19 protein-coding genes are annotated in these 23813 nt (G+C 65.8%); 12 read left to right on the top strand and 7 right to left on the bottom strand.

The genetic code is table 11. The annotated features are described in order from the left end of the window. Positions 1-8 precede the first annotated feature (8 nt). The 3 genes from CEQ44_RS23215 to CEQ44_RS23205 all read right to left on the bottom strand — a co-directional run bounded on the left by CEQ44_RS23215 (position 9) and on the right by CEQ44_RS23205 (position 5312). Positions 9-3590 (bottom strand): hydantoinase B/oxoprolinase family protein, encoded by a 3582-nt coding sequence (locus CEQ44_RS23215; protein ID WP_088183043.1) that lies wholly within the window; start codon positions 3588-3590, stop codon positions 9-11. Positions 3591-3745: 155 nt separating this feature from the next. Continuing rightward, positions 3746-4903, bottom strand: a complete 1158-nt coding sequence (locus tag CEQ44_RS23210; protein WP_088183042.1) for an FAD-dependent oxidoreductase — start codon at positions 4901-4903, stop codon at positions 3746-3748. 85 nt (positions 4904-4988) lie between these two features. Further along, positions 4989-5312, bottom strand: a complete 324-nt coding sequence (locus tag CEQ44_RS23205; protein WP_088183041.1) for a hypothetical protein — start codon at positions 5310-5312, stop codon at positions 4989-4991. 117 nt (positions 5313-5429) lie between these two features. On the opposite strand from CEQ44_RS23205, the gene CEQ44_RS23200 reads away from it, so the two are divergent. From CEQ44_RS23200 to CEQ44_RS23185, 4 genes are all read left to right on the top strand, one after another. Next, positions 5430-6674 (top strand): putative DNA modification/repair radical SAM protein, encoded by a 1245-nt coding sequence (locus CEQ44_RS23200; protein ID WP_088183040.1) that lies wholly within the window; start codon positions 5430-5432, stop codon positions 6672-6674. A gap of 75 nt (positions 6675-6749) precedes the next feature. Next, on the top strand, positions 6750-7100 hold the full coding sequence (locus CEQ44_RS23195) for a hypothetical protein (RefSeq protein WP_088183039.1): 351 nt from the start codon (positions 6750-6752) through the stop codon (positions 7098-7100). Between the two features lie 74 nt (positions 7101-7174). Continuing rightward, entirely contained in the window at positions 7175-7645 is a 471-nt protein-coding gene (locus CEQ44_RS23190; RefSeq protein WP_088183038.1) for a hemerythrin domain-containing protein, read from the top strand. 49 nt (positions 7646-7694) lie between these two features. After that, on the top strand, positions 7695-9104 hold the full coding sequence (locus CEQ44_RS23185; protein WP_088183084.1) for a UdgX family uracil-DNA binding protein: 1410 nt from the start codon (positions 7695-7697) through the stop codon (positions 9102-9104). A gap of 122 nt (positions 9105-9226) precedes the next feature. Here CEQ44_RS23185 and CEQ44_RS23180 read toward each other — a convergent pair whose 3' ends face one another. Next, positions 9227-9784: an outer membrane protein gene (locus CEQ44_RS23180; RefSeq protein WP_088183037.1), complete on the bottom strand. Its 558-nt coding sequence runs from the start codon at positions 9782-9784 to the stop codon at positions 9227-9229. Between the two features lie 325 nt (positions 9785-10109). Here CEQ44_RS23180 and CEQ44_RS23175 point away from each other — a divergent pair, with 325 nt between their 5' ends. Continuing rightward, positions 10110-10847, top strand: coding sequence for a peptidase (locus CEQ44_RS23175; protein WP_088183036.1), 738 nt, complete (start codon positions 10110-10112; stop codon positions 10845-10847). Then, positions 10847-11536 (top strand): hypothetical protein, encoded by a 690-nt coding sequence (locus CEQ44_RS23170; RefSeq protein ID WP_088183035.1) that lies wholly within the window; start codon positions 10847-10849, stop codon positions 11534-11536. The genes CEQ44_RS23175 and CEQ44_RS23170 overlap by 1 nt, the downstream gene beginning before the upstream one ends. A 161-nt stretch (positions 11537-11697) precedes the next feature. Here the strand turns inward: CEQ44_RS23170 and CEQ44_RS23165 are convergent, their stop codons facing one another. Further along, positions 11698-12150: a peptidylprolyl isomerase gene (locus CEQ44_RS23165; protein ID WP_088183034.1), complete on the bottom strand. Its 453-nt coding sequence runs from the start codon at positions 12148-12150 to the stop codon at positions 11698-11700. Between the two features lie 168 nt (positions 12151-12318). On the opposite strand from CEQ44_RS23165, the gene mgtE reads away from it, so the two are divergent. Then, positions 12319-13755: a magnesium transporter gene (gene mgtE, locus CEQ44_RS23160; protein ID WP_088183033.1), complete on the top strand. Its 1437-nt coding sequence runs from the start codon at positions 12319-12321 to the stop codon at positions 13753-13755. A gap of 43 nt (positions 13756-13798) precedes the next feature. Continuing rightward, positions 13799-14197: a DUF1489 family protein gene (locus tag CEQ44_RS23155; RefSeq protein WP_088183083.1), complete on the top strand. Its 399-nt coding sequence runs from the start codon at positions 13799-13801 to the stop codon at positions 14195-14197. Between the two features lie 146 nt (positions 14198-14343). Here the strand turns inward: CEQ44_RS23155 and ppc are convergent, their stop codons facing one another. After that, entirely contained in the window at positions 14344-17043 is a 2700-nt protein-coding gene (gene ppc, locus CEQ44_RS23150) for a phosphoenolpyruvate carboxylase (RefSeq protein ID WP_088183082.1), read from the bottom strand. Positions 17044-17172: 129 nt separating this feature from the next. Here ppc and CEQ44_RS23145 point away from each other — a divergent pair, with 129 nt between their 5' ends. Continuing rightward, positions 17173-18621 (top strand): helicase HerA domain-containing protein, encoded by a 1449-nt coding sequence (locus CEQ44_RS23145; RefSeq protein ID WP_088183032.1) that lies wholly within the window; start codon positions 17173-17175, stop codon positions 18619-18621. Further along, entirely contained in the window at positions 18618-19076 is a 459-nt protein-coding gene (locus CEQ44_RS23140) for a low molecular weight protein-tyrosine-phosphatase (RefSeq protein ID WP_088183031.1), read from the top strand. The genes CEQ44_RS23145 and CEQ44_RS23140 overlap by 4 nt, the downstream gene beginning before the upstream one ends. On the opposite strand, the gene CEQ44_RS23135 is transcribed toward CEQ44_RS23140, so the two are convergent. Further along, entirely contained in the window at positions 19073-20086 is a 1014-nt protein-coding gene (locus CEQ44_RS23135) for a LacI family DNA-binding transcriptional regulator (protein WP_088183030.1), read from the bottom strand. The two genes, CEQ44_RS23140 and CEQ44_RS23135, sit on opposite strands and share 4 nt — an antisense overlap. A gap of 334 nt (positions 20087-20420) precedes the next feature. Here CEQ44_RS23135 and CEQ44_RS23130 point away from each other — a divergent pair, with 334 nt between their 5' ends. Then, positions 20421-22544 (top strand): sodium-translocating pyrophosphatase, encoded by a 2124-nt coding sequence (locus tag CEQ44_RS23130; protein WP_088183029.1) that lies wholly within the window; start codon positions 20421-20423, stop codon positions 22542-22544. Positions 22545-22774: 230 nt separating this feature from the next. Next, positions 22775-23770, top strand: coding sequence for a sensor domain-containing diguanylate cyclase (locus CEQ44_RS23125; protein ID WP_088183081.1), 996 nt, complete (start codon positions 22775-22777; stop codon positions 23768-23770). Positions 23771-23813 lie beyond the last annotated feature (43 nt).

Genomic DNA, 23813 nt, shown 5'->3' with positions numbered 1-23813 from the left:
AGCAGCGATCAGGCGTCTCCGAAGCCGCCGCCGCCCGGCGTTTCGATGACGAACGTGTCGCCCGCGCGCAGCGATGCCGTAGCGGTGGGGCCGAGCGGCTCGATGCTGCCGTCGGCCCGCTCCACCCGGTTGCGGCCGACGTCCCCCGCCGCGCCGCCATCCAGGCCGAAGGGCGGCACGATCCGGCGGTTCGACAAGATGCCGGCGGTCATATCTTCAAGGAAGCGGACGCGGCGCAATGCGCCATTGCCGCCATGCTGACGCCCCGCCCCGCCCGATCCGGCGCGCACCGAAAATTCTTCCAGCAGCACCGGGAAGCGCGTCTCCAATATTTCGGGATCGGTCAGACGGCTGTTGGTCATGTGCGTCTGCACCACGTCGGCGCCGTCGAAATCGGGACCGGCGCCGGAGCCGCCCGCGATCGTCTCATAATATTGGTGGCGGTCATTGCCGAAGGTGAAATTGTTCATCGTCCCCTGCGCGCCCGCCATGACGCCCAGCGCGCCGAACAATGCGTCGGTCACCACCTGGCTGGTTTCGACATTGCCCGCGACCACCGCGGCGGGATAGCGGGGGCGCAGCATCGATCCTTCGGGGACGAGGATAGTGATGGGCTTCAGGCAGCCGTCATTCATCGGCACCGCCTCATCGATCAGGGTGCGCACGACATAGAGGATAGCGGCGCGCACGACCGAGACGGGGGCGTTGAAATTGCCCGGCAATTGCGCGGAGGAACCCGCGAAATCGATGGTCGCGGTGCGGGCGGCGCGATCGACATGGACAGCGACATGGACAGTTGCACCGCTATCCATGGCATAGGTGAACTGACCGTCGGACAGCCGATCGATCAGGCGGCGGACGGCGGCTTCAGCCTGGTCCTGCACATGGCCCATATAGGCGGCTATCGTTTCGATACCGTAACCATCACTGATGCGGCGTAACTCGCTTGCGCCCTTTGCGCAGGCGGCGATCTGGGCGGAGAGGTCGGCGATATTCTGGTCGATGTTGCGGGCGGGCCATGGACCCGATGCCAGCAAATCGCGGATCGCCGCTTCCTGAAACACGCCGCGATCGACCAGCAGGATATTGTCGAGGACGACGCCCTCCTCCTCGACGCTGGTGCTGCCGGGCGGCATCGATCCGGGGGTGATGCCGCCGATATCGGCATGATGGCCGCGCGCGGCGACGTAGAAGCTGGGCACGTCGCCCTCCACGAACACCGGCATGACGACGGTGACGTCGGGCAGGTGCGTGCCGCCATCATAGGGCGCGTTGAGCGCATAGACGTCGCCCGGCTGCATCCCGCGCCCGTCGATGGACGCGCCGTCCGCACCGAATCCGCGGCGGCGCATGATCGTGCGGATGCTGTCGCCCATGCTGCCAAGATGCACCGGCATATGCGGGGCGTTGGCGACCAGATTGCCCGCCGCGTCGAACAGGGCGCAGGAAAAATCGAGCCGCTCGCGGATATTGACCGAGGAGGCGCTATGCTGGAGCGCGGCGCCCATTTCCTCAGCGATCGCCATGAACAGCCCGCCCATGACCTCCAGACGCACGGGATCGACGGTGCTGGCGTCGCCGCCATCCGGCCGGGCGCGGGGGATATGACGGGTGAGGATCAGATTCCCGTGCGGATCGACTTGCGCGCGCCAGCCCGGCTCGACCGCGGTGGTGGACACAGGATCGATGATGAGCGCCGGGCCGTCGATGACGCTATCGGCGGACAGGCCGACGCGGTCATGGACGGGCGCGGTTTCGCCGGCGTAATCCACATGCGCGATCGGCGGGGCGGCTAACGAAGCGATCGCCGCGATGCCGTCCATCGCTTCGTTAGCCGACGCAATCGCTTCCACCCGCGCCATGTCGACCAGGATGCGGCCCTTGCCCGCAAAGCCGAAACGCGCCTGATGCTGGGCCAGGAAATCGGCGCGCATCGCGGCGACATCGCCCAGCGGCACGTCGAACAGGCTGTCGGTGCCGTCATAGCGCAACCGCAGCAGCGTTTCGATCCGGTCGGCGTCCGGCAGATCGGCGCGGGCATCGGTGGCCAGCGCCGCAATCGCCGCATCCAGGCCATCGTCGCCTAGTCCATTTTCTCTTAGGGGCAGTGCGATCGTCCGTTCCTGCACCGCGCGCCGATCGGCCAGCCCCATGCCATAAGCGGACAGCACGCCGCCCAGCGGATGGATCATCACCCGATCCATGCCCAGCGCGTCGGCGACCAGGCAGGCATGTTGCCCGCCCGCCCCGCCGAAACTGGCCAGCGTATAGCGCGCCACATCATGACCGCGTGCGACCGATATGCGCTTGATCGCATTGGCCATGCTGGCGACGGCGACGGCGATGAAGCCCTGCGCGGCGTTGCGCGGCGTCATCGCGCGGCCGGTTTCGGCCTCCACCTGCGCGCAGAGGGTGGCGAAGCGCGCTTCCACCGCCGCGCGGTCGAGCGGCTGGTCGCCGTTCGGGCCAAACAGGCTGGGGAAATGATCCGGCTGGATCTTGCCCAGCAAGAGATTGCAGTCGGTGATGGTGAGCGGCCCGCCACGCCGGTAGCAGGCCGGGCCGGGCACCGCGCCGGCGCTTTCCGGGCCGACGCGGAAACGACCGTCCACGAACGAACAGATGGAGCCGCCGCCCGCTGCGATGGTGTGGATGCGCATCATCGGCGCACGCAGGCGGACGCCCGCGACGCGAGCCTCATTGTCGCGCTCATAGCTGCCCGCATAATGCGACACATCGGTCGATGTGCCGCCCATGTCGAAGCCGATGACTTGCGCGAAGCCGGCCTGCTCGGCGGTCCGCGCCAGACCGACGATGCCGCCGGCCGGGCCGGACAACACCGCATCCTTGCCCCGGAACAACGCCCCGTCGGTCAGCCCGCCGCTCGACTGCATGAACAGCATGTCGGCCCCGTAGCCCACCGCATCGCGCAAGCCATCGACATAGGCGCGCAGCACCGGCGAGAGATAGGCGTCGGCCAGGGTGGTGTCGCCGCGCCCAATCAGCTTGATGAGCGGGGCGACGTCGTGGCTGGCGCTGATCTGGGTGAAACCGATATCGGCCGCGATCCGCGCCAGCGCTGCTTCATGCGCGGGATAGCGATAGCCATGCATCAGCACGATTCCGACGGCGCGCAGCCCCCGGTCATAGCCCCCCTGCAACGCGGCCCGCGCCGCGCCTTCGTCCAGCGCCACGCGCACCGTGCCGTCGGCCATCAGCCGCTCGTCCATCTCGATCACATCGGCATGGAGCGGATCGGGCAGGCGGATGCGGCGCGCGAACAGCTCCGGCCGTTCCTGCGTGCCAATGCGGATCGCGTCGCGGAAGCCGCGCGTGATCGCCAGCAGCACCGGCTCGCCCTTGCGCTCCAGCAGCGCATTGGTGGCGATGGTGGTGCCGATGCGCAGGGTACAGGGCGGGATCGGCCCGTCACCAGAGCCGGTCAGCCGCCGCACCGCTTCGACCGCCGCGTCTGCATAGCGTTCCGGATCGCTCGACAGCAATTTGGCGGTGTGCAGCCGCCCATCAGGCGCGCGCGCCACCACATCGGTAAAGGTGCCGCCGCGGTCGATCCAGAATTGCCATGTCATGAGGCGGGTGATGGCGGCGCGGGGGTGGAATGGCAAGAGAGGGTTGGTGGGCAAGGCGCTGCTACAACCCACCCCGCTGCGACTAGCGCGCTCCGCCGCGCAAGTCTCGCTGCCCCTCCCGTAAACGGGAGGGGATATTTACGCTCCCTACCCTGTTACGCCCCCTTGCCGTCCGCCCAGAACTGCGCCAGTTGCGCCACCGATGCATGAGCCGCCGCATAATCCGGCTCCTCGTTCGCGTCATTATAGCCGAACCACTCGTCGGCCCCGACTTCCTGCACGACGATGCCGTCGCGCCGGGCAAGCATCGACAGCGTGCCATAATAGACGCCGTAGGTCGCACCCGCCTGCGGGATCAGCCAGGCGATCTGGCCGCGAACCGGCACGATGCTCTCGTCCCGCCACAGCGCGCGGGCGCCATAGCCGGTGCAGTTGATGATCGATTTCTGGCGCAGCGTCGTCACGTCCTGCGGTTCGTGCAATTCCATCGGCACGACCTTGCCCCCCGCCAGCCGGAAATCGGCCATCAGCTGATGGGCGAGGTCGGCGACGTTGAAAGTCAGCCCGCTGCCGCGCCGGGCATAAGTCGGGCGGAAGGGATGGGTGCCGGGGGCCAGTTCGACCGAGCGCGGGGTGATGTCCGCCAGCCGCTGTTCAAGGCGCAGGAAATCGTCGGGGTGGTCGGTCGCCGGCGCTTCCGGTTCCGCTGCGCCAAAAGGCGTGTCCGACAACTGGTAGCGGTTGGTCCATTCGACCGGGTCGCCGGGCAGGCCGAGATAGCTCTGATGCATGGTGAAGGCCGCGCGCGCCATCGCTTCCCACCGGTCGCCGAAACCCGGATCGACCGCCTTTTGCATGGCAATGCGGCTGTCGGGCGTCCAACTGCCGGTGGCACGCGCGGAGCGGACATAGGGAAATTGCTCCTTGGCGTAGATGGTGACGTTCGCCCCGCCGCGCTGGGCGGTGAGCGCGGCGGTCAGGCCCAGCGCGCCAGCGCCGATCACCGCGACGTCGCGCACCCCGTCCGCCAGCGCCAGGCCGACCGCAACTTGCGCCGATCCCCAGGACAGCGACCAGCCGCTGCCGCCATGGCCGTAATTATGGACGACCCGCTTGGCCCCGACCCGCTCCACCTCGATCCGCGGCCCGGCGGCGCGAAAGGGACGCAGGCACACGGTGACGCGAAACAGGCGATCGGGGGTCGCCCGGATCGGCGGCGGCAGGGTGTCGAGACTGGCCGTGCGGCCCGCGCTCGCCAGCGACAGCGCCGCCATGCCGCCCATGCCCCGGCCCAGAAATGCGCGCCTGTCCATCGCCTGTCTCCCTGTTCGCATCGCCCTTTTGACATAACGAACGAATGTAAGGGAGCCGCAAGCGAAACGAACGTATCGACCGGGATCAGTTCCCCTCGGCGTCGACCGTGAACACCATCGGCTTGCCACGCGATCCGGGTTCCCATCCCGCCTCCAACGCGGCGCGGATGCCCCGCGCGATTATCGCATCGTTGATCTGGAGCCGGCCGCGCTGCAACCCCTTGAGCAGGCGCTTGGGCGGGGGAAATTCCAACAGCGCGCCGCGCTGCATATCCTTCTGCAACAGGGCGATGGCCATGCCCTTCCAGCCGTCGATATCGCTCCACTGCGGCTCGCGCCGCAATTCCCATTCATATGTGAAGCCGTCGACGTCGACGGAACCGCTATTGCTGTGCATGGCGACGCGCATAGCATGGTTGAGGGTCTGCGCCACCCCCGATGCCCCGGCACTCTGAACCGCCACCCTTTGGGTCAGCACTGATCGAGATCATGGACAAGCGCGCCGTTCGAACATATCAGGAACGATATGGCTCAGCTTTCCACCCGTTCAAAACTCGAAATCCTGGCCGACGCCGCCAAATATGATGCGTCCTGCGCATCGTCCGGCACCACCAAGCGCGACAGCCGTGGCGGCAAGGGGATCGGATCGACCGAAGGGATGGGAATCTGCCACGCCTATGCGCCCGACGGTCGCTGCATTTCGCTGCTCAAGATATTGCTGACCAACAGCTGCATCTTCGACTGCCATTATTGCATCAACCGCCGGTCGAGTGATGTCCGCCGCGCCCGCTTCACCGCGCAGGAGGTGGTGGACCTGACGCTGAGCTTCTATCGCCGTAATTATATCGAGGGGCTGTTCCTCTCGTCCGGTATCATCCGCTCATCCGATTATACGATGGAGCAGATGGTCGAGGTGGCGCGATCGCTGCGCGAGGATCATCATTTCCGCGGCTATATCCATTTGAAGACCATTCCCGATGCCGACCCGGCATTGATCCACCAGGCGGGCCTGCATGCCGATCGGCTATCGATCAATGTCGAACTGCCGACCGAAAGCGGCCTTAAACGCCTTGCCCCGGAAAAGGACGGCGTGCGGATCGAAGGGGCGATGAGTCGGCTGCGCAGCGACATGGAGGATGGGCAGGACGCCCGCCGCAAATATAAGAGCGCGCCACGCTTTGCGCCTGCCGGCCAATCGACCCAGATGATCGTGGGCGCGGACGCCGCCGACGACCGGGCGATCATCGCGCGGGCGAGCAGCCTCTACGACCGGCACAAGCTGCGCCGCGTCTATTACAGCGCCTTCTCCCCCATCCCCTCGCCCAGCGCGGTGCTGCCGCTCAAGCGCCCGCCGTTGCTGCGCGAACATCGGCTCTATCAGTCCGACTGGATGATCCGCTTCTACGGTTATGACGCGACCGAGATCGCCGCCGCGACCGATGCGGCAACGGGTTGCCTACCGCTCGATATCGATCCCAAGCTCGCCTGGGCGCTCAACCATCGCGCGACCTTTCCCGTGGACGTCAATCGGGCCCCGCGGGAGGCGCTGCTGCGGGTGCCGGGCCTGGGGGTGAAAGCAGTGAACCGCATCCTGATGAGCCGCCGCCATCGCCGTTTGCGGCTGGAGGATGTCGCGCGGCTGACGACATCGATCAAGAAATTGCGCCCCTTCCTGATAGCGGCGGACTGGCGGCCACTGGCGCTGATCGACAGCGCCGACCTGCGCGCACGGGTGGCGCCGCCTGCAAAACAGCTCGATCTATTTGCCTGACTGTCATATTTCCGGTTGATCGCGGCGGCGACTCGTGAAATTCTTTGGCCAAGGTCAAGCAAGGAGTTCGGGGCTTTGGCGACAGCGCTCGGCAATCGCACACAGCAGCGCAAGGGATTTGCGAAGCGGATCAGCACGCATCTGGCCGCCGCGCTGGTGGTCTTCTGCCTGCTTCAGATCGGCATCGTCGCCAAGACGGGCGGATCGCTTGTCCTGCATCTGGGCATTATCGTCGCGATCGGCGGTTATGCGGTGGCTGCGCGCGGTTTGGAACGACGCTGGCAGATGTTGGAGCAGGGCGGTCTGCCCGACAGCGGCCTTGCCGTGCGGTTCCGCCGCGACGTGCTACAGCTTTGGGCCGCCAGCCTGCTGGGCGCGCTGCTCTGGCTGCCGGTCGCGATCATCTTCCGCTTCCTGTTCGGCTGACGCCCGGCCCGATTTTTGGCGGGAGCCAATTGCGCGCCCTGTCGTTGTCTGTCCTCGAACAAGGAGGACCACCCATGGCCGACGCCAATATTTTCGACCGCCTGAAGCAGGATCACGACACCCATCGCGCACTGTTCGACCAGATGGCGGATGCGGAGCGGGAGAAGGACGAGGACCAGCTAGAAAAGCTGTTCGACCAGTTCAAGGTGGAAGTGTCGGCGCACGCCGCCGCAGAGGAGGAAACGCTCTACGCCACCATGCTGTCCCGCCCGGACCTGCGCGAGGATGCCCAGCACAGCGTGTCCGAGCACAAGGAAATCGACGATTATCTGGAAGAGCTGGACGAGCTGAAATTCAACGGCGAGGCCTGGCGCAAGAAATTCGCCGAGATGAAGAAGCGCTACCTCCACCATATCGACGAAGAAGAGGAGGAGATGTTCCCCGACGCCGCCAAGGAACTGTCGGCGGAAGAGGAGGACAAGCTGGGCAAGCTGTTCGCCAAGCGCAAGCCCGCCGAGCTGGAGCGCGCGCAGGCGGAGGATTGAGGGTTGCCCTTCCGCGGTTAGCCGTAAACGGACGATGAGATCGCCAGTCATCTACCGCGTCGCGCTGACCGCCCCCGACGACTTCGACGGCTGGCGGGCGGCGGCGCGGCGCTTGGCGATGAACGGCGTCGATCCGGCGGATATCGTATGGCAGGTCGGCGAGACGAGTGCCGACCTGTTTGGCGACGCGCTTCTGCCGCCTGACAGAAACGGTGCAGCCTTCTCGGTGCCCCGCGCCTTTGTCGATCTGGCGCAAAGCGCGATCCTGCATAGTGAATCCGAACGCTTTGCTTTGCTCTATACGCTGCTCTGCCGACTGCGCGACCGGCCGGGGCTGATGCAGGACAAGGCCGACCCGCTATTGCGCCGGGTTGACGTGCTGGCCAAGGCGGTGCGCCGCGACATCCACAAGATGCGCGCCTTCGTCCGGTTCCGCGCTTTGGAAGATGACGCGGGGCCGCGTTTCATTGCCTGGTTCGAACCCGATCATCATATCGTCCGCGCCAATGCCGGTTTCTTCATGCGCCGCTTTGCGACCATGCGCTGGTCGATCCTGACGCCGGAGGTCAGCATCCACTGGGACGGCGACGTGTTGACCGAAGGACCGGGGGCCAGTCGCGGCGATGCGCCGGCGGACGACCCGGTCGAGGATGTGTGGAAGGGCTATTATGCCGCGATCTTCAATCCGGCCCGGCTCAAGACCGGGGCCATGCTGTCCGAGATGCCGAAAAAATATTGGCGTAACCTGCCCGAGGCCGCGCTTATTCCCGATCTGATCGCCGGGGCGCAGGCGCGCGAGGCGGCGATGATCGCGACCGCCCCCCTGCCAGAAAAAGCGCCGCCGAAACGCCAGGGCAATGCCGCCACAGTCTGGGCGTCCATACGCGACGAGGCGATGAGCTGCACCCGCTGCCCGTTGCACCGGGACGCCACGCAGACGGTCTTTGGCGAAGGCCCGCTCGACGCACCCCTGCTCTTCATCGGCGAACAGCCGGGCGATCAGGAGGATCTGGCGGGGCGGCCGTTCGTCGGCCCGGCGGGGCAATTGTTCGACCGGGCGCTGGTGGAAGCAGGCGTGGACCGCTCCCGCGCCTATGTCACCAACGCGGTCAAGCATTTCAAGTTCGAGAGGCGCGGCAAGCGCCGCCTGCACCAGTCGCCCGACGCGGGGGAGATCGAGGCGTGCCGCTGGTGGCTGAAACAGGAGATCGACCTGATCCGCCCACGCATCATCGTCGCGCTGGGGGCGTCGGCCGCCCGCGCGATGCTGGGTAAAGCGGTGACGATCAGCCGGACGCGGGGTCAGGCGATCGCGCTCGATGGCGGTGCGGAAGGCTGGGTCACGGTGCATCCCAGCTATTTGCTGCGGCTGCCGGACGAGGATCGCCGGGCGGAGGAACAGGCCCGCTTCATCGAAGACCTGCGCGGCATCGGCGCGCGGCTGAAGGCGCTGGCCTGAAACGGGAATGCGGAACGGCTACAGTCCAAAGAAGCCGTTCCACACCCCAACTTCCGTTCGGAAGCTGACTGAACAGACGGGACGGGCCGTTAAGGCCCGCCCCGCCTAACCATTAACAGCGATCAGAATTTCGCAACCACACCCGCCATCGGACGGATCGAGTGGAAATCGCCGGTCGTGTCGGCCTGCACGCGCAGGCGGATGTTGCTGCTTTGGGCCGAGCCGCCCATGTCGGCGGGCGACAGCTCGACGCCGGCGCCATAGGTCATGCCATGATAATCGCGGCTATCCTTGCCCAGCGCGTCGAAATTGGTCCACTGATAGCCGACCTTGGTGAAGATCATGCTGTCCTTGCCCGCTTTCACGCCGACACGGCCCGCTGCGCCATATTCCCAGTCGATGTCGCCCGACACGCCCTTGGACGCGGTGCCCTCGACGCCCAGGACAAGCGGCCCTGCGACATTGACGTTCACGCCGGCGACGCCCTCGACCATGCGGCCCTTATAGCCGACCGGCGGGATGCCTTCCTTGCTGGTTTCGCTGTCATAATTATGGATGCCGCCCATCACGCCGACATAAGGCTCGACGCGACGGGTGGACGAACCGGCATCGTCCTGCGCCATGGCGGCGGCAGGCAACAGGAACGCAGCGGCGGCTGCCGAAAAAAGCAGTGTCTTCATGGGAGTGACCCTTTGTCTATTGTGGATTTGTTGAGCGGCGGTGTGGACCCGCCGGGCCGATGCGGCGCTCAAAGCGGCTGCGATCGACATGGGAAGAATGACCGGACCCGCCCGAAGGTTTCCTGAATAATCCACAAAAACCGGATAAAGAACGATTATGTGACGGAAAGAACACGCTTTCTGTCGGCCCGATGAACGAAATACGACTTTTCTGAACGTCCGATAAACATGGGGGTAGCGCTGGTGCAGAAAGGATAATCCATTCACCACCAATTCAACCGGGCCGCGTTACGCCCAGTATCAGATGGAGATGAGGAGAAAGGCGATGACGGGCATCCGACATCGGTTCCTGGCGATAATCGGGCTAGCAGGCGCAATGACCTTGGGTGGTTGTGCCTATGATGACGGCTATGGCTATGGCGGCGTAAGCGTGGGTAGCGGCTATTATGGCAATGGCGGCTATTATGACGACGGCCTTTACGGGTCGCCCGGCTTTTACCAGCCCGGCGCCTATGGCGGCTGGTACGACAATTATTATTATCCCGGCAGCGGCTATTATATCTACGACCGTGGTGGACGCCGTCATCGCTGGAATGACGGTCAGCGCCGCTATTGGGAAAGTCGCCGGGCTGAACGCGGCAACGATGGTCGCTGGCGCGGCCGGGATCGGGACGGTCGGGACGGAAACTGGGATGGCCGGGACCGCGATGGCAATTGGCGCGACCGCGATGGTCGGCCGGGTAATGGCAACGCCACCCGCCCGCCCCGCCCGCCCCAGGGCGCCAATGATGGTCGCAACTGGGGCGATCGCAACTGGGGGGATCGCAATTCGGGACGGGGCCAGAATGACGGCCAGGGCCGCGACCGTAACGGGTGGCGCGGCAACCGGCCCGACGGCGCGCGGCCCACGCCGCAGCCGGGTTTGCGTCAGCCGCAGGCCCAGCCCCAGAACCGGCCCCAATCCCGGCCGCAGATGAACCAGCCGCGCCCGCAGCGCGATTGGGGCGGCGCAGGCCGCCAGACGCGCGGGCGTGAACCGGCGGCACGGGTTCGCCCGGACTGATGCGGCCATCGACGAAGGCCGCCGCCCTGCTTGCCCTCCTGCTCGTCGCGGCCTGCGACGGGCGGGAGGAAAGCGCGATCGACAATATCGCCAATGGCGCCAATGCGGCGCAGGTGGAAAATAATGTCCGCAGCGAGGCGATGGCGGTGATGGAGCCGCTCAACCCGCCCGCCCCCGGCACGCCGGGCGGCCTGCCCGTCGATCCGGCCCCAATCGCCGAAGGATCGATCGATCCCGACAGCGCGCAGGGCGCTGCGCAGGTCGTGCAGGGCTATTATGGCCTGCTGGAGGAAAAGCGGTTCGAGGATGCGCAGGATCTGTGGAATCCCACAGGCGCGATCGGATCGCAGGACGACGCCCATTTCGCCGCGCGCTTCCGCGGTTTTGGCGAAATCCACGCCAATGTCGGAGCGCCGTCCGAACCGGAAGACGCAGTGGGATCGACCTATGTGACGGTGCCCGTGCAGGTCTATGGCCGCATCGCCGCCAATGGCCGGCCCTGGCATGTGCTGCGGCAAGTGGTGCTACGCCGGGCCGATGACGTTCCTGGATCGACACCGGAACAGCGGCGCTGGCATATCGATGCGATCGGCCCCTATCAGCCGCCGGCGGCTATGCCCGATGCGGCTAATGGCGCGGAAGCGGCGCAACCCATTTCGATGACGGACGGGATGGCGAAACGGCCGTAGGACTGATGAATCTCTTTATGTCGTCATTGCGAGCGTAGCGAAGCAATCCAAGCGCGCGTCCGTGGATTGCTTCGCTACGCTCGCAATGACGCTGACGAGCAGAAAAAAAGCGCCCGGCCTTAGCGACCGGACGCCTTTTTCTATATCATATCAGGTCGTGCTCAGGCGACGGTCGCGGTGACGATCTTGCCGGGCGTGCGCGGCGGCTCGCCCTTGGGCAGGGCGTCGACATGCTCCATGCCCGACGTCACTTCGCCCCAGACGGTATATTGGCCGTCCAGGAAGGTGGCGTCGTCAAAGCAGATGAAGAACTGGCTGTTGGCGCTGTTCGGGTTGGACGACCGGGCCATCGAGCACACGCCGCGGACATGCTTTTCACGGCTGAACTCGGCCTTGATGTCGGGCAGCTTCGATCCGCCCATGCCGGTGCCGGTCGGATCGCCGCCCTGCGCCATGAAGCCGGGGATGACGCGGTGGAACACCACGCCGTCATAAAAGCCGTCCTTGGCCAGGGTGGTGATGCGCTCGACATGGCCGGGAGCCAGATCGGGGCGCAGCTTGATCACGACGTCGCCGCCGCTATCGAGGGTAAGGGTAAGGGTTTCGTCGGCCATGAAGCATCCTCTCAATATGGGAAGGGGTGATGCCCCCATATAGAGGCTTCAAAAGGGGATGGAAGTTTCTTGTGGAGAAGGGGTGCCCTGCCCGTCACCCCATTGCAATTCCATGCTGCATGGGCGAAAGCAGCCAAATGTTACAGGAACCGGACAGTAGGGGGCGCCATGAGCGAGCGCGGCGATCCAGCCGAACCCCTATTGCGTGGGGACGACACGGGCGATGAAGCGATCCTCGAACAGGCCGAAACGGGCCTGGACGAGGATGATCGGCTGAAGCCTGCATTCCTGTCCTCCGTGCTCGACGCGGTGGAGGATGGCGACAGCGAAAGGGCGCGCGACCTGGTGTCGCCGCTCCACCCGGCCGACATTGCCGACCTTCTGGAACTCACGCCGTCGGAACGGCGCGCCGATGTCGCCGCCTCGCTGGGCGACCTGGTCGGCGCGGAAGTGCTGTCGGAACTCAACGACTATGTCCGCGACGATCTGATCGGCGCGCTCGCGCCCGAACAGGTGGCGGAATTTGCCGCCGAACTCGACACCGACGACGCCGTCGCGATGATCGAGGATATGGAGGAGGCCGACCAGCAGGCCGTCCTCGACGCGCTCGACCCCGAAGACCGCGCCGCGATCGAAAGCGCACTATCCTACCCGGAGGAGTCCGCCGGGCGCCTGATGCAGCGCGATCTGGTCGCGGTGCCCGCCCATATGACGGTCGGCCAGGTGATCGACTATCTGCGCGACAATGCCGACCTGACGCAGGATTTCTGGGAAATCTATGTGGTCGATGCGGCCCATCGGCCGATCGGCTATTGCCAGCTCAGCTGGATACTGACCTGCCCTCGCGGCATCGCCATGACCGACCTGATGAAGCGCGAACAGACGCTGATTCCGGTGGACATGGATCAGGAAGAAGTCGCGCTGCGCTTCCAGAAATATGCGCTGATCTCCGCCGCCGTGGTCGACAGCGCGGGCCGACTGGTCGGCATGATTACGGTGGATGACGTCGTCCACATCATTGCCGAGGAAGCGGGTGAGGATATCCTGCGCCTGTCGGGTGCGGGCGAAGGCGACATCAACCAGCCGATCCTGATGACGGTGCGCACGCGCCTGGTCTGGCTGGTCGTCAATCTGGGCACGGCGATGGTCGCCGCGTCGGTGGTGGGCCTGTTCGAAAAGACGATCGAACATCTGGCGATGCTGGCCGCGCTGATGGGCATCGTGTCGGGCATGGGCGGCAATGCGGGAACCCAGACGCTGGCGGTCATGGTGCGCGCCATCGCCACCAATCAGGTCACCAGTTCCAACACGCTGCGCATGATCGTGCGGGAATTTCGCATCGCCGCGACCAACGGATCGGTGCTTGGCGTGCTGATCGGCATCGGCTCTTATATGATCTACGGGCAACTGGGCCTGTCGCTGGTGTTCGCCACCGCAATCCTCATCAACAATATGGTGGCAGGGCTGGCGGGCGTGCTGATCCCGGTGACGCTCGACCGGCGCAACATCGACCCGGCCGTATCGTCCGCTGTGTTCGTGACGATGATGACCGATTCGCTGGGCTTCTTCACCTTTTTGGGGCTGGCGACGATTTTCCTGACCTGATGGCGCATTGACCTGCGCGGCGCTGCTGCCCATCTGCTGCCCCATGCCGCTCCACATGACCAAGATCGCCTTCCGCAGCGAAAGCCCCGCATCCTTGCGCGCCTGGCTGGAAAGCCACGCGGGCGAAGCGCGGATCACCACCCGCTACCTGCCCAAGCGGGTAGAGGAGATGGCGGGCGGTTCGCTCTACTGGATTCACGGCCATATGCTGGTCGGCCGCAGCCCGATCCTGGGCTTTGAGGAAACCGGTCAGGGTCGCCATTGGATCAGGCTGGAACCGCGCCTGATTCCGGTGCGCGGGAGCCCCAAGCGCGCGCATCAGGGTTGGCGCTATCTGGAGGATGCGGATGCCCCGCCCGACCTGGAGGGCGGCGAGGCGGATGATCTGGACGCGATGCCGGCGGCGCTGCTGGGGGAACTCAGCAAGCTGGGGTTGGTGTAGATCGAAATACCACCACATCTCCGACTGCTTCGAGCGAAATGGAGAAGCGGATAGAGCCACGCCAGCGTTTAGCTTCGCAGACCTCGGCTCTGCCTCGTTTCTCGACTTCGCTCGAAACGAACGGAGGTTGTTCGCCCGGCTTGACCCTACCCGCTATTCCTGAGCGCGGTCGCGATCGCATTGATCGACAGTTCGATCCCTTCCTTGATCCGCGGATCATCCTCGCCCGCGCGGTGGCGCTTGAGCAATTCGACCTGAAGCAGGTTCAGCGGCTCGATATAGGGCAGGCGCAGCCGGATGGAGGCGTCCAGCGCCGGATTCTTTTCCAGCAGCCGCGACTGGCCGGTGGCCGCGAGCAGCCCGTCATGCGCCTGTTGCCACCCCTCGCGGATGCGCCCGAACATCGCCGCGCCCGCGGCCTGATCCTCCACCAGCGGCAGGTAGCGCGCGGCGATGCCCAGGTCGGACTTGGCCAGCACCATCTCTAAATTGGCGAGCGCGGATTTGAGGAACGACCAATGCTGCCCCATGTCGGCCAGCAACGCCTTGTCTTCAAACTGCTCCAGCGCTTGCCCTACGCCATACCAGCCCGGCAGCATCACCCGCGCCTGCGCCCAGCTGAACACCCAGGGGATGGCGCGCAGATCCTCGATCGCGTTGCTCTTGGTCCGGCTGGCCGGGCGCGACCCGATCTTGAGGCCCGAAATCTCCTGGATCGGGGTCAACTGGCGGAAAAATTCCTTGAACCCCTCCGTGCCGTAAACCAGGTCGCGATAGGCGGCGAAGGCGTTTTTCGATAGCTCGTCCATCGCTGCGGAAAAACGCGCCGCGTCGCGATCCGATATTCCCTCCGGTTCCAGGCTGGCGAGCAGGGTGGCGCTGGTCATCGCCTCCAAATTGGTCATGGCGACGTCGCGCGACCCGAATTTGGCGGCGATCATCTCCCCCTGTTCGGTGATGCGGATGCGCCCCTGCACGCTCCCCCTTGGTTGCGCCTGAATCGCCGCAAAGGCCGATCCGCCCCCGCGCCCCACCGCGCCGCCGCGGCCGTGGAACAGCTGCATCGCCGCGCCGGCATCGGCGAACACCGGCTCCAGCGCCTGGCTCGCCTTGTACAGGCTCCAGGTCGATGTGATGTAGCCGCCATCCTTGTTGCTGTCGGAATAGCCGATCATCACTTCCTGATGACCCCGCGCCTTCACCACGCCGGCGATTTCGGGCAGGCCGAAATAGGCGGTCATGATGGCAGGCGCGGCCTCCAGATCGGCGATCGTCTCGAACAGCGGGATCGCCATGATCGCAGTCTGCGGCGGCGCGCCGTCAACGCCCGCCTGCCACAGCCCGGCTTCCTTCAGCAGGATATTGACCTCCAGCAGGTCCGACACGCTTTCGGCCTTGGAAATGATATAATGGGTGATGCAGGCCGGCCCATAGAGCTGGTGCGCGGTCGCGGCGGCATGGACGATCGCCAGTTCCGACGTCGTCTCCTCGCCATAGGCCGAAAAGCGCGATCCCAGCGGGCGATTGCTGGCCAGTTCCCGGCGCAGCAGCGCGATCCGCGCATATTCGTCGAGCGCCAGATAGTCCGCCTCGACCCCCGCAGCCTTGAGCAGTTCCGCCACTACCCGCTCATGCACGGCGCTATTCTGCCGCATGTCGAGCGTGGCGAGGTGGAAGCCGAACGTCTCCACTGCGCGGATCAGCCGCCCCAGCGCCCCGCCGGTCGACAGCGCCCCGTCGCCTTCGCTCGCCAACCCCTGCGCTACCGTCACCAAGTCGCGGCGGAAATCCTGCGGCGTCGCATAGGCCTCGCCCTTCAGGCTCGACGGCCGCGCCGGCTGTCCGCCGGTCAGCGTGGTGCAGGTCGCCGCCAGCCGCGCATAAATGCCGGACAGCGCGCGGCGATAGGGCTCGTCCTTGCGGCTGGGCGATGCGTCGCCGCTCGCCTCCGCCAAGTCCAGCACCGCCTGGGGCACATGGGCAAGCTCGGTCGAGAGCGACAGTTCCGCCCCCAGCGCATGCAGCGCGTCGAGATAATAAGCGATCGCCGCCTGACATCCACGTTTCAGCGCGAATTCGAGCTGCGGCGCCTGGACGAAGGGATTGCCGTCGCGATCGCCGCCGATCCACGACCCGACCCGCAGGAAGCTTGGCGGCCGCGCGCCCAGCACCCGCTCCCACCGCGCATAGAGCGCAGGCAGGACCGGCAGGAAAGTGTCGCGGAAATAGGCCAGCACATTGTCGATCTCATCGGCGACGAACAATTTCTCGCGCCGCAGGGGGCGCGTCTGCCACAGCAAAGCGATCTGGCGGAATATCGCCTCGTCCAGATTTTCACCCTCGGCCGTCTCTTCGCGGCCCGCATCCTTCAGCAGCATCAGGTCGGCGATGCGGTTTTTATGGTCGATCATGCTCTTGCGCCGCACCTCGGTCGGGTGGGCGGTCAGGACCGGGACCATCAGGCTGTGCGCCAGCAGGCCCAGCACCGCGTCTTTGCCGATGCCATGCGAGTCCAGCCGCGCGACGGCCGACGCGACATCGGCCCCAGGCTCGGCCGCCACCCCCTGCCGATCCTCCGCCAAGTTGGCGAGCATCGAAAACAGCATGAAGCCACGGGTGAAATTGAGCGTGTCGTCCAGATCGAGCGCGTCCAGCCCGGTGTCCGTCAGGTCCGCCCCCTGCAACCCCCGCGCCCGATCGACCGAAGCGGAGCGGATATATTCGGTCTGCTTGTAGAGCTTGTCCCCGCCATAGGCGCGAATGACATCCCCCAGCAGCCGCCCCAAATAGCGGATGTCGGGATTTTGCGTGATCGCAGGTGCATCTGCGGAGGATAGAGTCGCCATGGCAGCGATGCTGCATTGCGGCATGGCGATGGTCAAGCGGTGGTTGCGGATGGGGGACAAGGTACGCCATAGCTGGCATCATCGCCGTCCCCCTTGCGCTCCCCTACCCCCTGCGCCAAAGACGCGATCGTGACCGCCAGCATCAGCATAGGGACCGACAGCCACGGCAAGGACGTGCTGGTCGATGTCGAGGAATTGCTCGCCACCCGGCTGCTCGTTCAGGGCAATTCGGGGTCGGGCAAGTCGCATCTGCTGCGCCGTCTGCTCGAAGAATCCGCGCCGATGGTGCAGCAGGTGGTGATCGACCCGGAGGGGGATTTCGTCACCTTGGCCGACGCCTATGGCCATATCGTGATCGACGCGGGCGACTATAATGAGCGCGAGATTGTCAAGATGGCGATGCGCATCCGCGAACATCGCGCGTCGGTGGTGCTCAGCCTGGAATCGCTGGAGCTGGAGGCGCAGATGAAATGCGCCGCGACCTTCCTGTCCACCCTGTTCGATGCGCCGCGCGACCATTGGTATCCCGCACTGGTGGTGGTGGACGAAGCGCAGATGTTCGCCCCCGTTTCGGCCGGCGACGTGTCGGACGAGGCGCGCCGCCTGTCGCTGGCCGCCATGACCAACCTGATGTGCCGGGGGCGCAAGCGGGGCCTTGCCGGCGTGATCGCGACCCAGCGGCTGGCGAAACTGGCCAAGAATGTCGCGGCCGAAGCGTCCAATTTCCTGATGGGCCGCACCTTCCTGGACATCGACATGGCCCGCGCCGCCGATCTTCTGGGCATGGAGCGGCGGCAGGCGGAGCAGATTCGCGACCTGGAGCGTGGGCGCTTTCTGGGCCTTGGCCCGGCGATCGCGCGGCGGCCGGTCAATGTGAAGATCGGCGCGGTCAAGACTGGCACGCGCGGCGGCGCGCACAAGCTGATCGCCCCGCCCACCACCAGTGGCGAGGATTTGCAGGAATTATTGTTCGCCAACCACGCGGACGACACGTTGCCCACCCCCGCCCCCCGCGCCGATCCCCCGCCCCGCCCGGCCGAGGAGATCATCCGCGCGCTCGCCGATACGCCGTCGGCCCGGCCCGCCGCGCCGGAACTGGATTTCGGCCAGAATGAGCCGGTGGTCGTCGCCGTGCTGGAGGAAATCGTCGCCGATCTGGGCGATGCCGCCCTCAGCGTGTCGACCCTCTATCAGGATTTTGGCGTTCGCTGCAGGATGAAGGGGCTGCGCACCCCGCCGTTGGACCTGCCCGCCTTCCGCAAGCGCTTCGCCATGGCGCAGGCTGGGATGGCCGATGCGCATGATCCGCGCTGGGCTGCCGCGATGAAGGCGGCGGAGCCTCTGCCCGAAGATATGCTCGCCCCCTTCCTGCTGATCGCCCGTGCCGCGATGGCGGGCCTGCCCTGCCCGGACGACGCGCATCTGGCGCGCGCCTATGGCACCAGTTCGCCGGGGCGTGTGCGGCGGCTGATCGACTATATGGAAAAACTGGGCGTCATCGTCGCCCGCACCGATTTTTCCGGCAAGCGCTCGATCGGCGTGCCGGGCTTGGGCCTCTCCACGGCGGCGGACGGATGACGGCACCGTCGGTCCTCTTCGTCTGCCTGGGCAATATCTGCCGCTCGCCGCTGGCCGAAGCCGCGCTGCGGGCAGAGGCGCAAGAAGCCGGGATCGACATGACCGTCGATTCGGCCGGAACGGGCGACTGGCATGTCGGCCACCCGCCCGACAGGCGGGCGCAGGCGGTGGCGCTGCGCCATGGCATCGACATCAGCGGCTATGTGGGCCGTCAGGTCAGTGCGGCGGACTTCCGCCGCTTCACCCACATCTTCGCGCTCGACGCCGACAATCTCAAAAATCTGCGCCGCATCCGCCCGTCGGACGGCGGCGCGGACCTGCGCCTGCTGATGGATCTGGTGCCGGGGCGCGAGGGGACGGGCGTGGTCGATCCCTATTATGGCGACGATGCCGGGTTCGACCTGACCTGGGACGATGTGACCCGCGCGGCCAGGGCGATCATCGCCCGGCTCTAACTGGTCTGGCGGACGACCAGTTCGGGGGCGATCTGGACCGATCCGGCCTCTTCCCCGCCGATGCGCCGAAACAGCAGGTCGACCAGATGGTGCGCGCCCGCCTCTATATCCTGCCGGATGGTGGTCATCGGCGGGTTGGCCAGGCGGGCGAGCGGAATATCGTCGAAACCCACGATCGACAGGTCGTGGGGGATGCGCAGGCCATGTTCGGCCGCGGCCGCCATCAGGCTCATGGCCGCCACGTCGGACGCTGTGAAAATGCCGTCGGGCCGGTTGCCGGCGGCGAACCAGGCAGCTGCCATGGCATAGCTGTCGTCCGAGGTGACCGGGATACGCACCAGTTCCACGTCGCGGCGCAGCCCATCGGGCAAGGCCGCCATGAAACCGGCATGACGCGCTGCAAATTCGGGCACTCCGACATCGCCGAAAAAGGCCAGTCGATGTCGGCCGCGATCGACCAGATGCTGCGCCGCCAACCGCCCGCCGGCTTCATTGTCGGCGCCGACCGTGATATGGACATTGCCCGGCGCCCGTTCGCCCCACACAACCAGCGGCCGGTAATGGGCGGCCGTCCTGTCCAGCACGACGCTCTGGTCCGACTGGCCGATGATGATGATCCCATCGGCGCGCCCGGCCCGGATGAAGGCGTCCAGCCAATCGTCCCGGTCCGGCAGCACACGCGAGAGCAGCAGGTCATAGCCGCGCGCCGTCAGCGCATCGGCCAGGAATCCCAGCATCGCCATGAAAAAAGGATCGGACAATTGCTGGCCGCGCGCATGGCCCAGCGGCATCAGCACCGCGATCGCCCCGGTGCGGCCAAGGCGCAGATTCTGCGCGGCGACATTGAGCCTGAAGCCATGCCGGTCGGCCAGCGCCTGAATATGATCGCGCGTGCGCTTGCTGAGCGCGCCCTTGCCCGTCAGCGCCCGCGAAACGGTGGATATCGACACGCCGGCCAGACGCGCCAGATCGGCGATGCTCTTAAGCTGGCCGGTGTGCTGGTCGTCCATGCGGCGCAGACTAGGACAAATGCGACCGGTCCACAACGCCCTGCCGGTCGACCTGCACGCCCCGGCAAAAGCCGGCGCCGCGGCGAGCGGATGGCGGGCTCTTCCCGCACGCTTCATCCTCAACCTATCTTGACGCGGGCCGCCGGGGCTGTAGCTTCTTTTCACCCTATTCTCAGCCCGGTTGGACCGCTTATGCGCGCTACCATGTTGCTGATTGACGCGGCGCCTGACGCCGGACACTCCCCGTCCGGCCGCCCGCTGTCATGCTCTTCGTCCGCCCGTCATTCCCTGCGGAGCGGCCGATGATAGTCATAACAGGGGGAGAGGAACGTCCATGCAGATTGTCTATATCGCCATAGGGTGTGGCCTGCTGGCCATCATCTATGGCCTGATCACCAGTCGACAGGTGTTGAGCCAGTCACCCGGCAATGACGCCATGCAAGCGATCGCCGGCGCGATCCAGGAGGGAGCGAAAGCCTATCTCGGCCGCCAATATACGACGATCGCCATCGTTGGCGCGGTCGTGGCCGTGCTGGTTCTTTATTTTCTGGGCGTCACGTCCGCGGTCGGATTTTTGATCGGCGCGATCCTGTCGGGGGCGGCAGGGTTCATCGGCATGAACATATCCGTGCGCGCCAATGTCCGCACCGCCGAAGCCTGCCGGGGCACGCTGCAAAGCGGCCTTACCGTCGCCTTCAGGGCTGGCGCGATCACCGGCATGTTGGTGGCTGGCCTGGCCCTGCTCGCGATCAGCGTCTTCTTCTGGTATCTGACCGGCCCGGCCGGCCATGCCCCAGACGACCGGCTGGTCATCGACAGCCTCGTCGCGCTCGCCTTCGGAGCGTCGCTCATCTCCATCTTTGCGCGGCTGGGCGGCGGCATCTTCACCAAGGCGGCCGATGTCGGCGCGGACCTCGTCGGCAAGGTTGAAGCCGGCATCCCGGAGGATGACCCCCGCAACCCTGCCGTCATCGCGGACAATGTCGGCGACAATGTCGGCGACTGCGCGGGCATGGCGGCCGATCTGTTCGAAACCTATGTCGTCACCGTCGGCGCAACCATGGTGCTCACCGCTTTGCTGGTCACCGGGGTCGATAACGCGTTTCTGATGCAGCTGATGGCGCTGCCGCTGATCGTCGGCGGCGTGTGCATCGTGACGTCGATCATCGGCACCTATTTCGTCCGTCTGGGCAGCAGCCAGTCGATCATGGGCGCGCTCTACAAGGGGTTCTGGACGACGGCGATCCTGTCGATCCCGGCCATCTACTTCGCCACCCAATATACGCTGGGCGATCTTAACACCGTTTTCGGCGCGGATCTGGACGGCGTGGGCGGCTACACCGGCATGGCGCTGTTCTGGTCGATGCTGGTGGGCCTGGCCGTAACCGGCCTGCTGGTGGTCATCACCGAATATTATACCAGCACCAACTACCGCCCGGTGCGGTCGATCGCCAAGGCATCCGAAACCGGCCATGGCACCAATGTCATCCAAGGTCTGGCGATCAGCCTGGAATCCACCGCTTTGCCGACGCTGGTCATCGTCGTCGGCATCATCGTCGCATACCAGCAGGCGGGCCTGATGGGCATCGCCTTCGCCGCGACCGCGATGCTGGCGCTGGCCGGGATGGTGGTGGCGCTGGACGCCTACGGCCCTGTCACCGACAATGCGGGCGGGATCGCGGAAATGGCGCATCTGGACGATAGCGTGCGGGTGAAGACCGACGCGCTCGACGCCGTGGGCAACACGACCAAGGCGGTGACGAAGGGCTATGCCATCGGCAGCGCGGGCCTGGCGGCGCTGGTGCTGTTCGGCACCTTCACCCAGGATCTCGATTATTATGGCGCGGCGCTGGGGCTGACCGAGCCGGTCGATTTCAGCCTGAAGAACCCCTATGTCATCGTCGGCCTGCTGCTCGGCGCCCTGCTGCCCTATCTGTTCGGCGCGATGGGCATGACAGCCGTGGGCCGCGCGGCGGGCGACGTGGTGAAGGACGTGCGCGCGCAATTTGCGGAAAATAAGGGCATTATGGACGGCACCAGCAAGCCCGACTATGCGCGCACGGTCGATCTGGTGACCAAGGCGGCGATCAAGGAAATGATCGTGCCGTCGCTGCTTCCGGTGCTGGCGCCCATCATCGTCTATTTCGCGATCGCGGCGGTGGCGGGCAGCGACAATGGCTTTGCTGCGCTGGGCGCCTTGCTGCTGGGCGTCATCGTATCGGGCCTGTTCGTCGCCCTGTCGATGACGTCAGGGGGCGGCGCGTGGGACAATGCCAAGAAATATATCGAGGATGGCCATCATGGCGGCAAGGGCAGCGAAGCCCATAAGGCCGCGGTGACGGGTGATACGGTGGGCGATCCGTATAAGGACACGGCCGGCCCGGCCGTCAATCCAATGATCAAGATCACCAACATCGTCGCGCTGCTGCTGCTGGCGGCGCTGGCGCATGGGGCCTGACAAGCCCGGATCGATCCTGACAGGGGAGGAGAGGCCGTACGCCTCTCCTCCCCTTGCCTGCGCCCCGGCTGGTCGCGCAGCACTGTTGCCAATCCGTTTTTTAACCCTTTGTTCAGGGCAGACGCGCAATCTGATGACGTGGTCGGCCTGACGGGGGCGGGCCATGCCGCACCGGATTTTCTGTCATGGCTGACGCGCATGACCCCAGCCAGCCACCGGATGCCATGATGATGCTGTACGCCATTACCAACGATGAGCCAGGCCGCATCGCGGCGCTGCAGCGTTACGAGATACTCGATACGCCGACCGAAGGCGCGTTCGACAAGGTCACCAATCTGGTGCGGACGCTGTTCGGCGTGCCGATATCTGCCGTGTCGCTGATCGACACGAACCGGCAATGGCTCAAGTCCCACCCCGGTCTGGACGTGTCCGAAACGCCGCGCGACCTGGCCTTTTGCGATCATGCGATCCGCCAGGATGATCCGCTCATCATTCCCGATGCCCAGGACGATCCCCGTTTCCGCGACAATCCGCTGGTGACCGGCGATCCGGGCATCCGCAGCTATGCCGGGGTGCCGCTGCGCACGCCCGACGGCTATAATATCGGATCGCTCTGCGCCATCGACACCCGCGCCAGGGATTTCCCGCCCGAACAGATGGAAATCATGAAGGGGCTGGCCGCCATCGTCGTCGAACAGATGGAATTGCGGATGCTGGCGGAGCGCGATCATCTGAGCGGCGCGATGACCCGCCGCGCCTTCGTCGCCGAGATCGACAAGCGGATCGCTTTGTTCGTCCGGCATCAGCGGCCCGCCGCGCTGGTCCTGCTCGACATCGACCATTTCAAGCGGATCAACGACAGCCATGGCCACCCCGTCGGCGACCGGGTGATCGAGGCGGTGGCGCGATGTTGTGCCGACCTGTCGCGCCCCAGCGATTCGATCGGCCGGATCGGCGGCGAGGAGTTCGGACTACTGCTGCCCGAAACCAGCGAGACGGAAGCGCTGGCTGCAACGCGCCGTTTCTGCGCGGCGATCGAGGCGCTGGATATCCCGCATGATCCGCCTCTGCGCGTCACCGCCAGCTTTGGCGTCGCTGCGATCGGCCCTGGCCGCATGACCAGCCAGGACTGGCTTACCGCCGCCGACGCCGCGCTCTACGCCGCCAAGCGCAGCGGTCGCAACCGGGCGGTGCTGGCGCCGATGGAGGCGGTGTGCGCAGCCTGACGATCTCAGCCTGCGCCTCTCCCGCCATGGACGATTAACAGCG

This window comes from Sphingobium sp. Z007 (assembly GCF_900013425.1).
Lineage (GTDB): Bacteria > Pseudomonadota > Alphaproteobacteria > Sphingomonadales > Sphingomonadaceae > Sphingobium.
The sequence above is the reverse complement of the archived record's forward strand: the minus strand, read 5'-3'. Positions and strand labels throughout refer to the sequence as shown.

Coding starts and splice junctions, on each gene's coding strand:
- CEQ44_RS23215 (WP_088183043.1), bottom strand. CDS start 3,590: ATGACATGGCAATTCTGGATCGACCGCGGCGGCACCTTTACCGATGTG.
- CEQ44_RS23210 (WP_088183042.1), bottom strand. CDS start 4,903: ATGGACAGGCGCGCATTTCTGGGCCGGGGCATGGGCGGCATGGCGGCG.
- CEQ44_RS23205 (WP_088183041.1), bottom strand. CDS start 5,312: ATGCGCGTCGCCATGCACAGCAATAGCGGTTCCGTCGACGTCGACGGC.
- CEQ44_RS23200 (WP_088183040.1), top strand. CDS start 5,430: ATGGCTCAGCTTTCCACCCGTTCAAAACTCGAAATCCTGGCCGACGCC.
- CEQ44_RS23190 (WP_088183038.1), top strand. CDS start 7,175: ATGGCCGACGCCAATATTTTCGACCGCCTGAAGCAGGATCACGACACC.
- CEQ44_RS23180 (WP_088183037.1), bottom strand. CDS start 9,784: ATGAAGACACTGCTTTTTTCGGCAGCCGCCGCTGCGTTCCTGTTGCCT.
- CEQ44_RS23175 (WP_088183036.1), top strand. CDS start 10,110: ATGACGGGCATCCGACATCGGTTCCTGGCGATAATCGGGCTAGCAGGC.
- CEQ44_RS23170 (WP_088183035.1), top strand. CDS start 10,847: ATGCGGCCATCGACGAAGGCCGCCGCCCTGCTTGCCCTCCTGCTCGTC.
- CEQ44_RS23165 (WP_088183034.1), bottom strand. CDS start 12,150: ATGGCCGACGAAACCCTTACCCTTACCCTCGATAGCGGCGGCGACGTC.
- mgtE (WP_088183033.1), top strand. CDS start 12,319: ATGAGCGAGCGCGGCGATCCAGCCGAACCCCTATTGCGTGGGGACGAC.
- CEQ44_RS23155 (WP_088183083.1), top strand. CDS start 13,799: ATGCCGCTCCACATGACCAAGATCGCCTTCCGCAGCGAAAGCCCCGCA.
- ppc (WP_088183082.1), bottom strand. CDS start 17,043: ATGGCGACTCTATCCTCCGCAGATGCACCTGCGATCACGCAAAATCCC.
- CEQ44_RS23140 (WP_088183031.1), top strand. CDS start 18,618: ATGACGGCACCGTCGGTCCTCTTCGTCTGCCTGGGCAATATCTGCCGC.
- CEQ44_RS23135 (WP_088183030.1), bottom strand. CDS start 20,086: ATGGACGACCAGCACACCGGCCAGCTTAAGAGCATCGCCGATCTGGCG.
- CEQ44_RS23130 (WP_088183029.1), top strand. CDS start 20,421: ATGCAGATTGTCTATATCGCCATAGGGTGTGGCCTGCTGGCCATCATC.
- CEQ44_RS23125 (WP_088183081.1), top strand. CDS start 22,775: ATGCTGTACGCCATTACCAACGATGAGCCAGGCCGCATCGCGGCGCTG.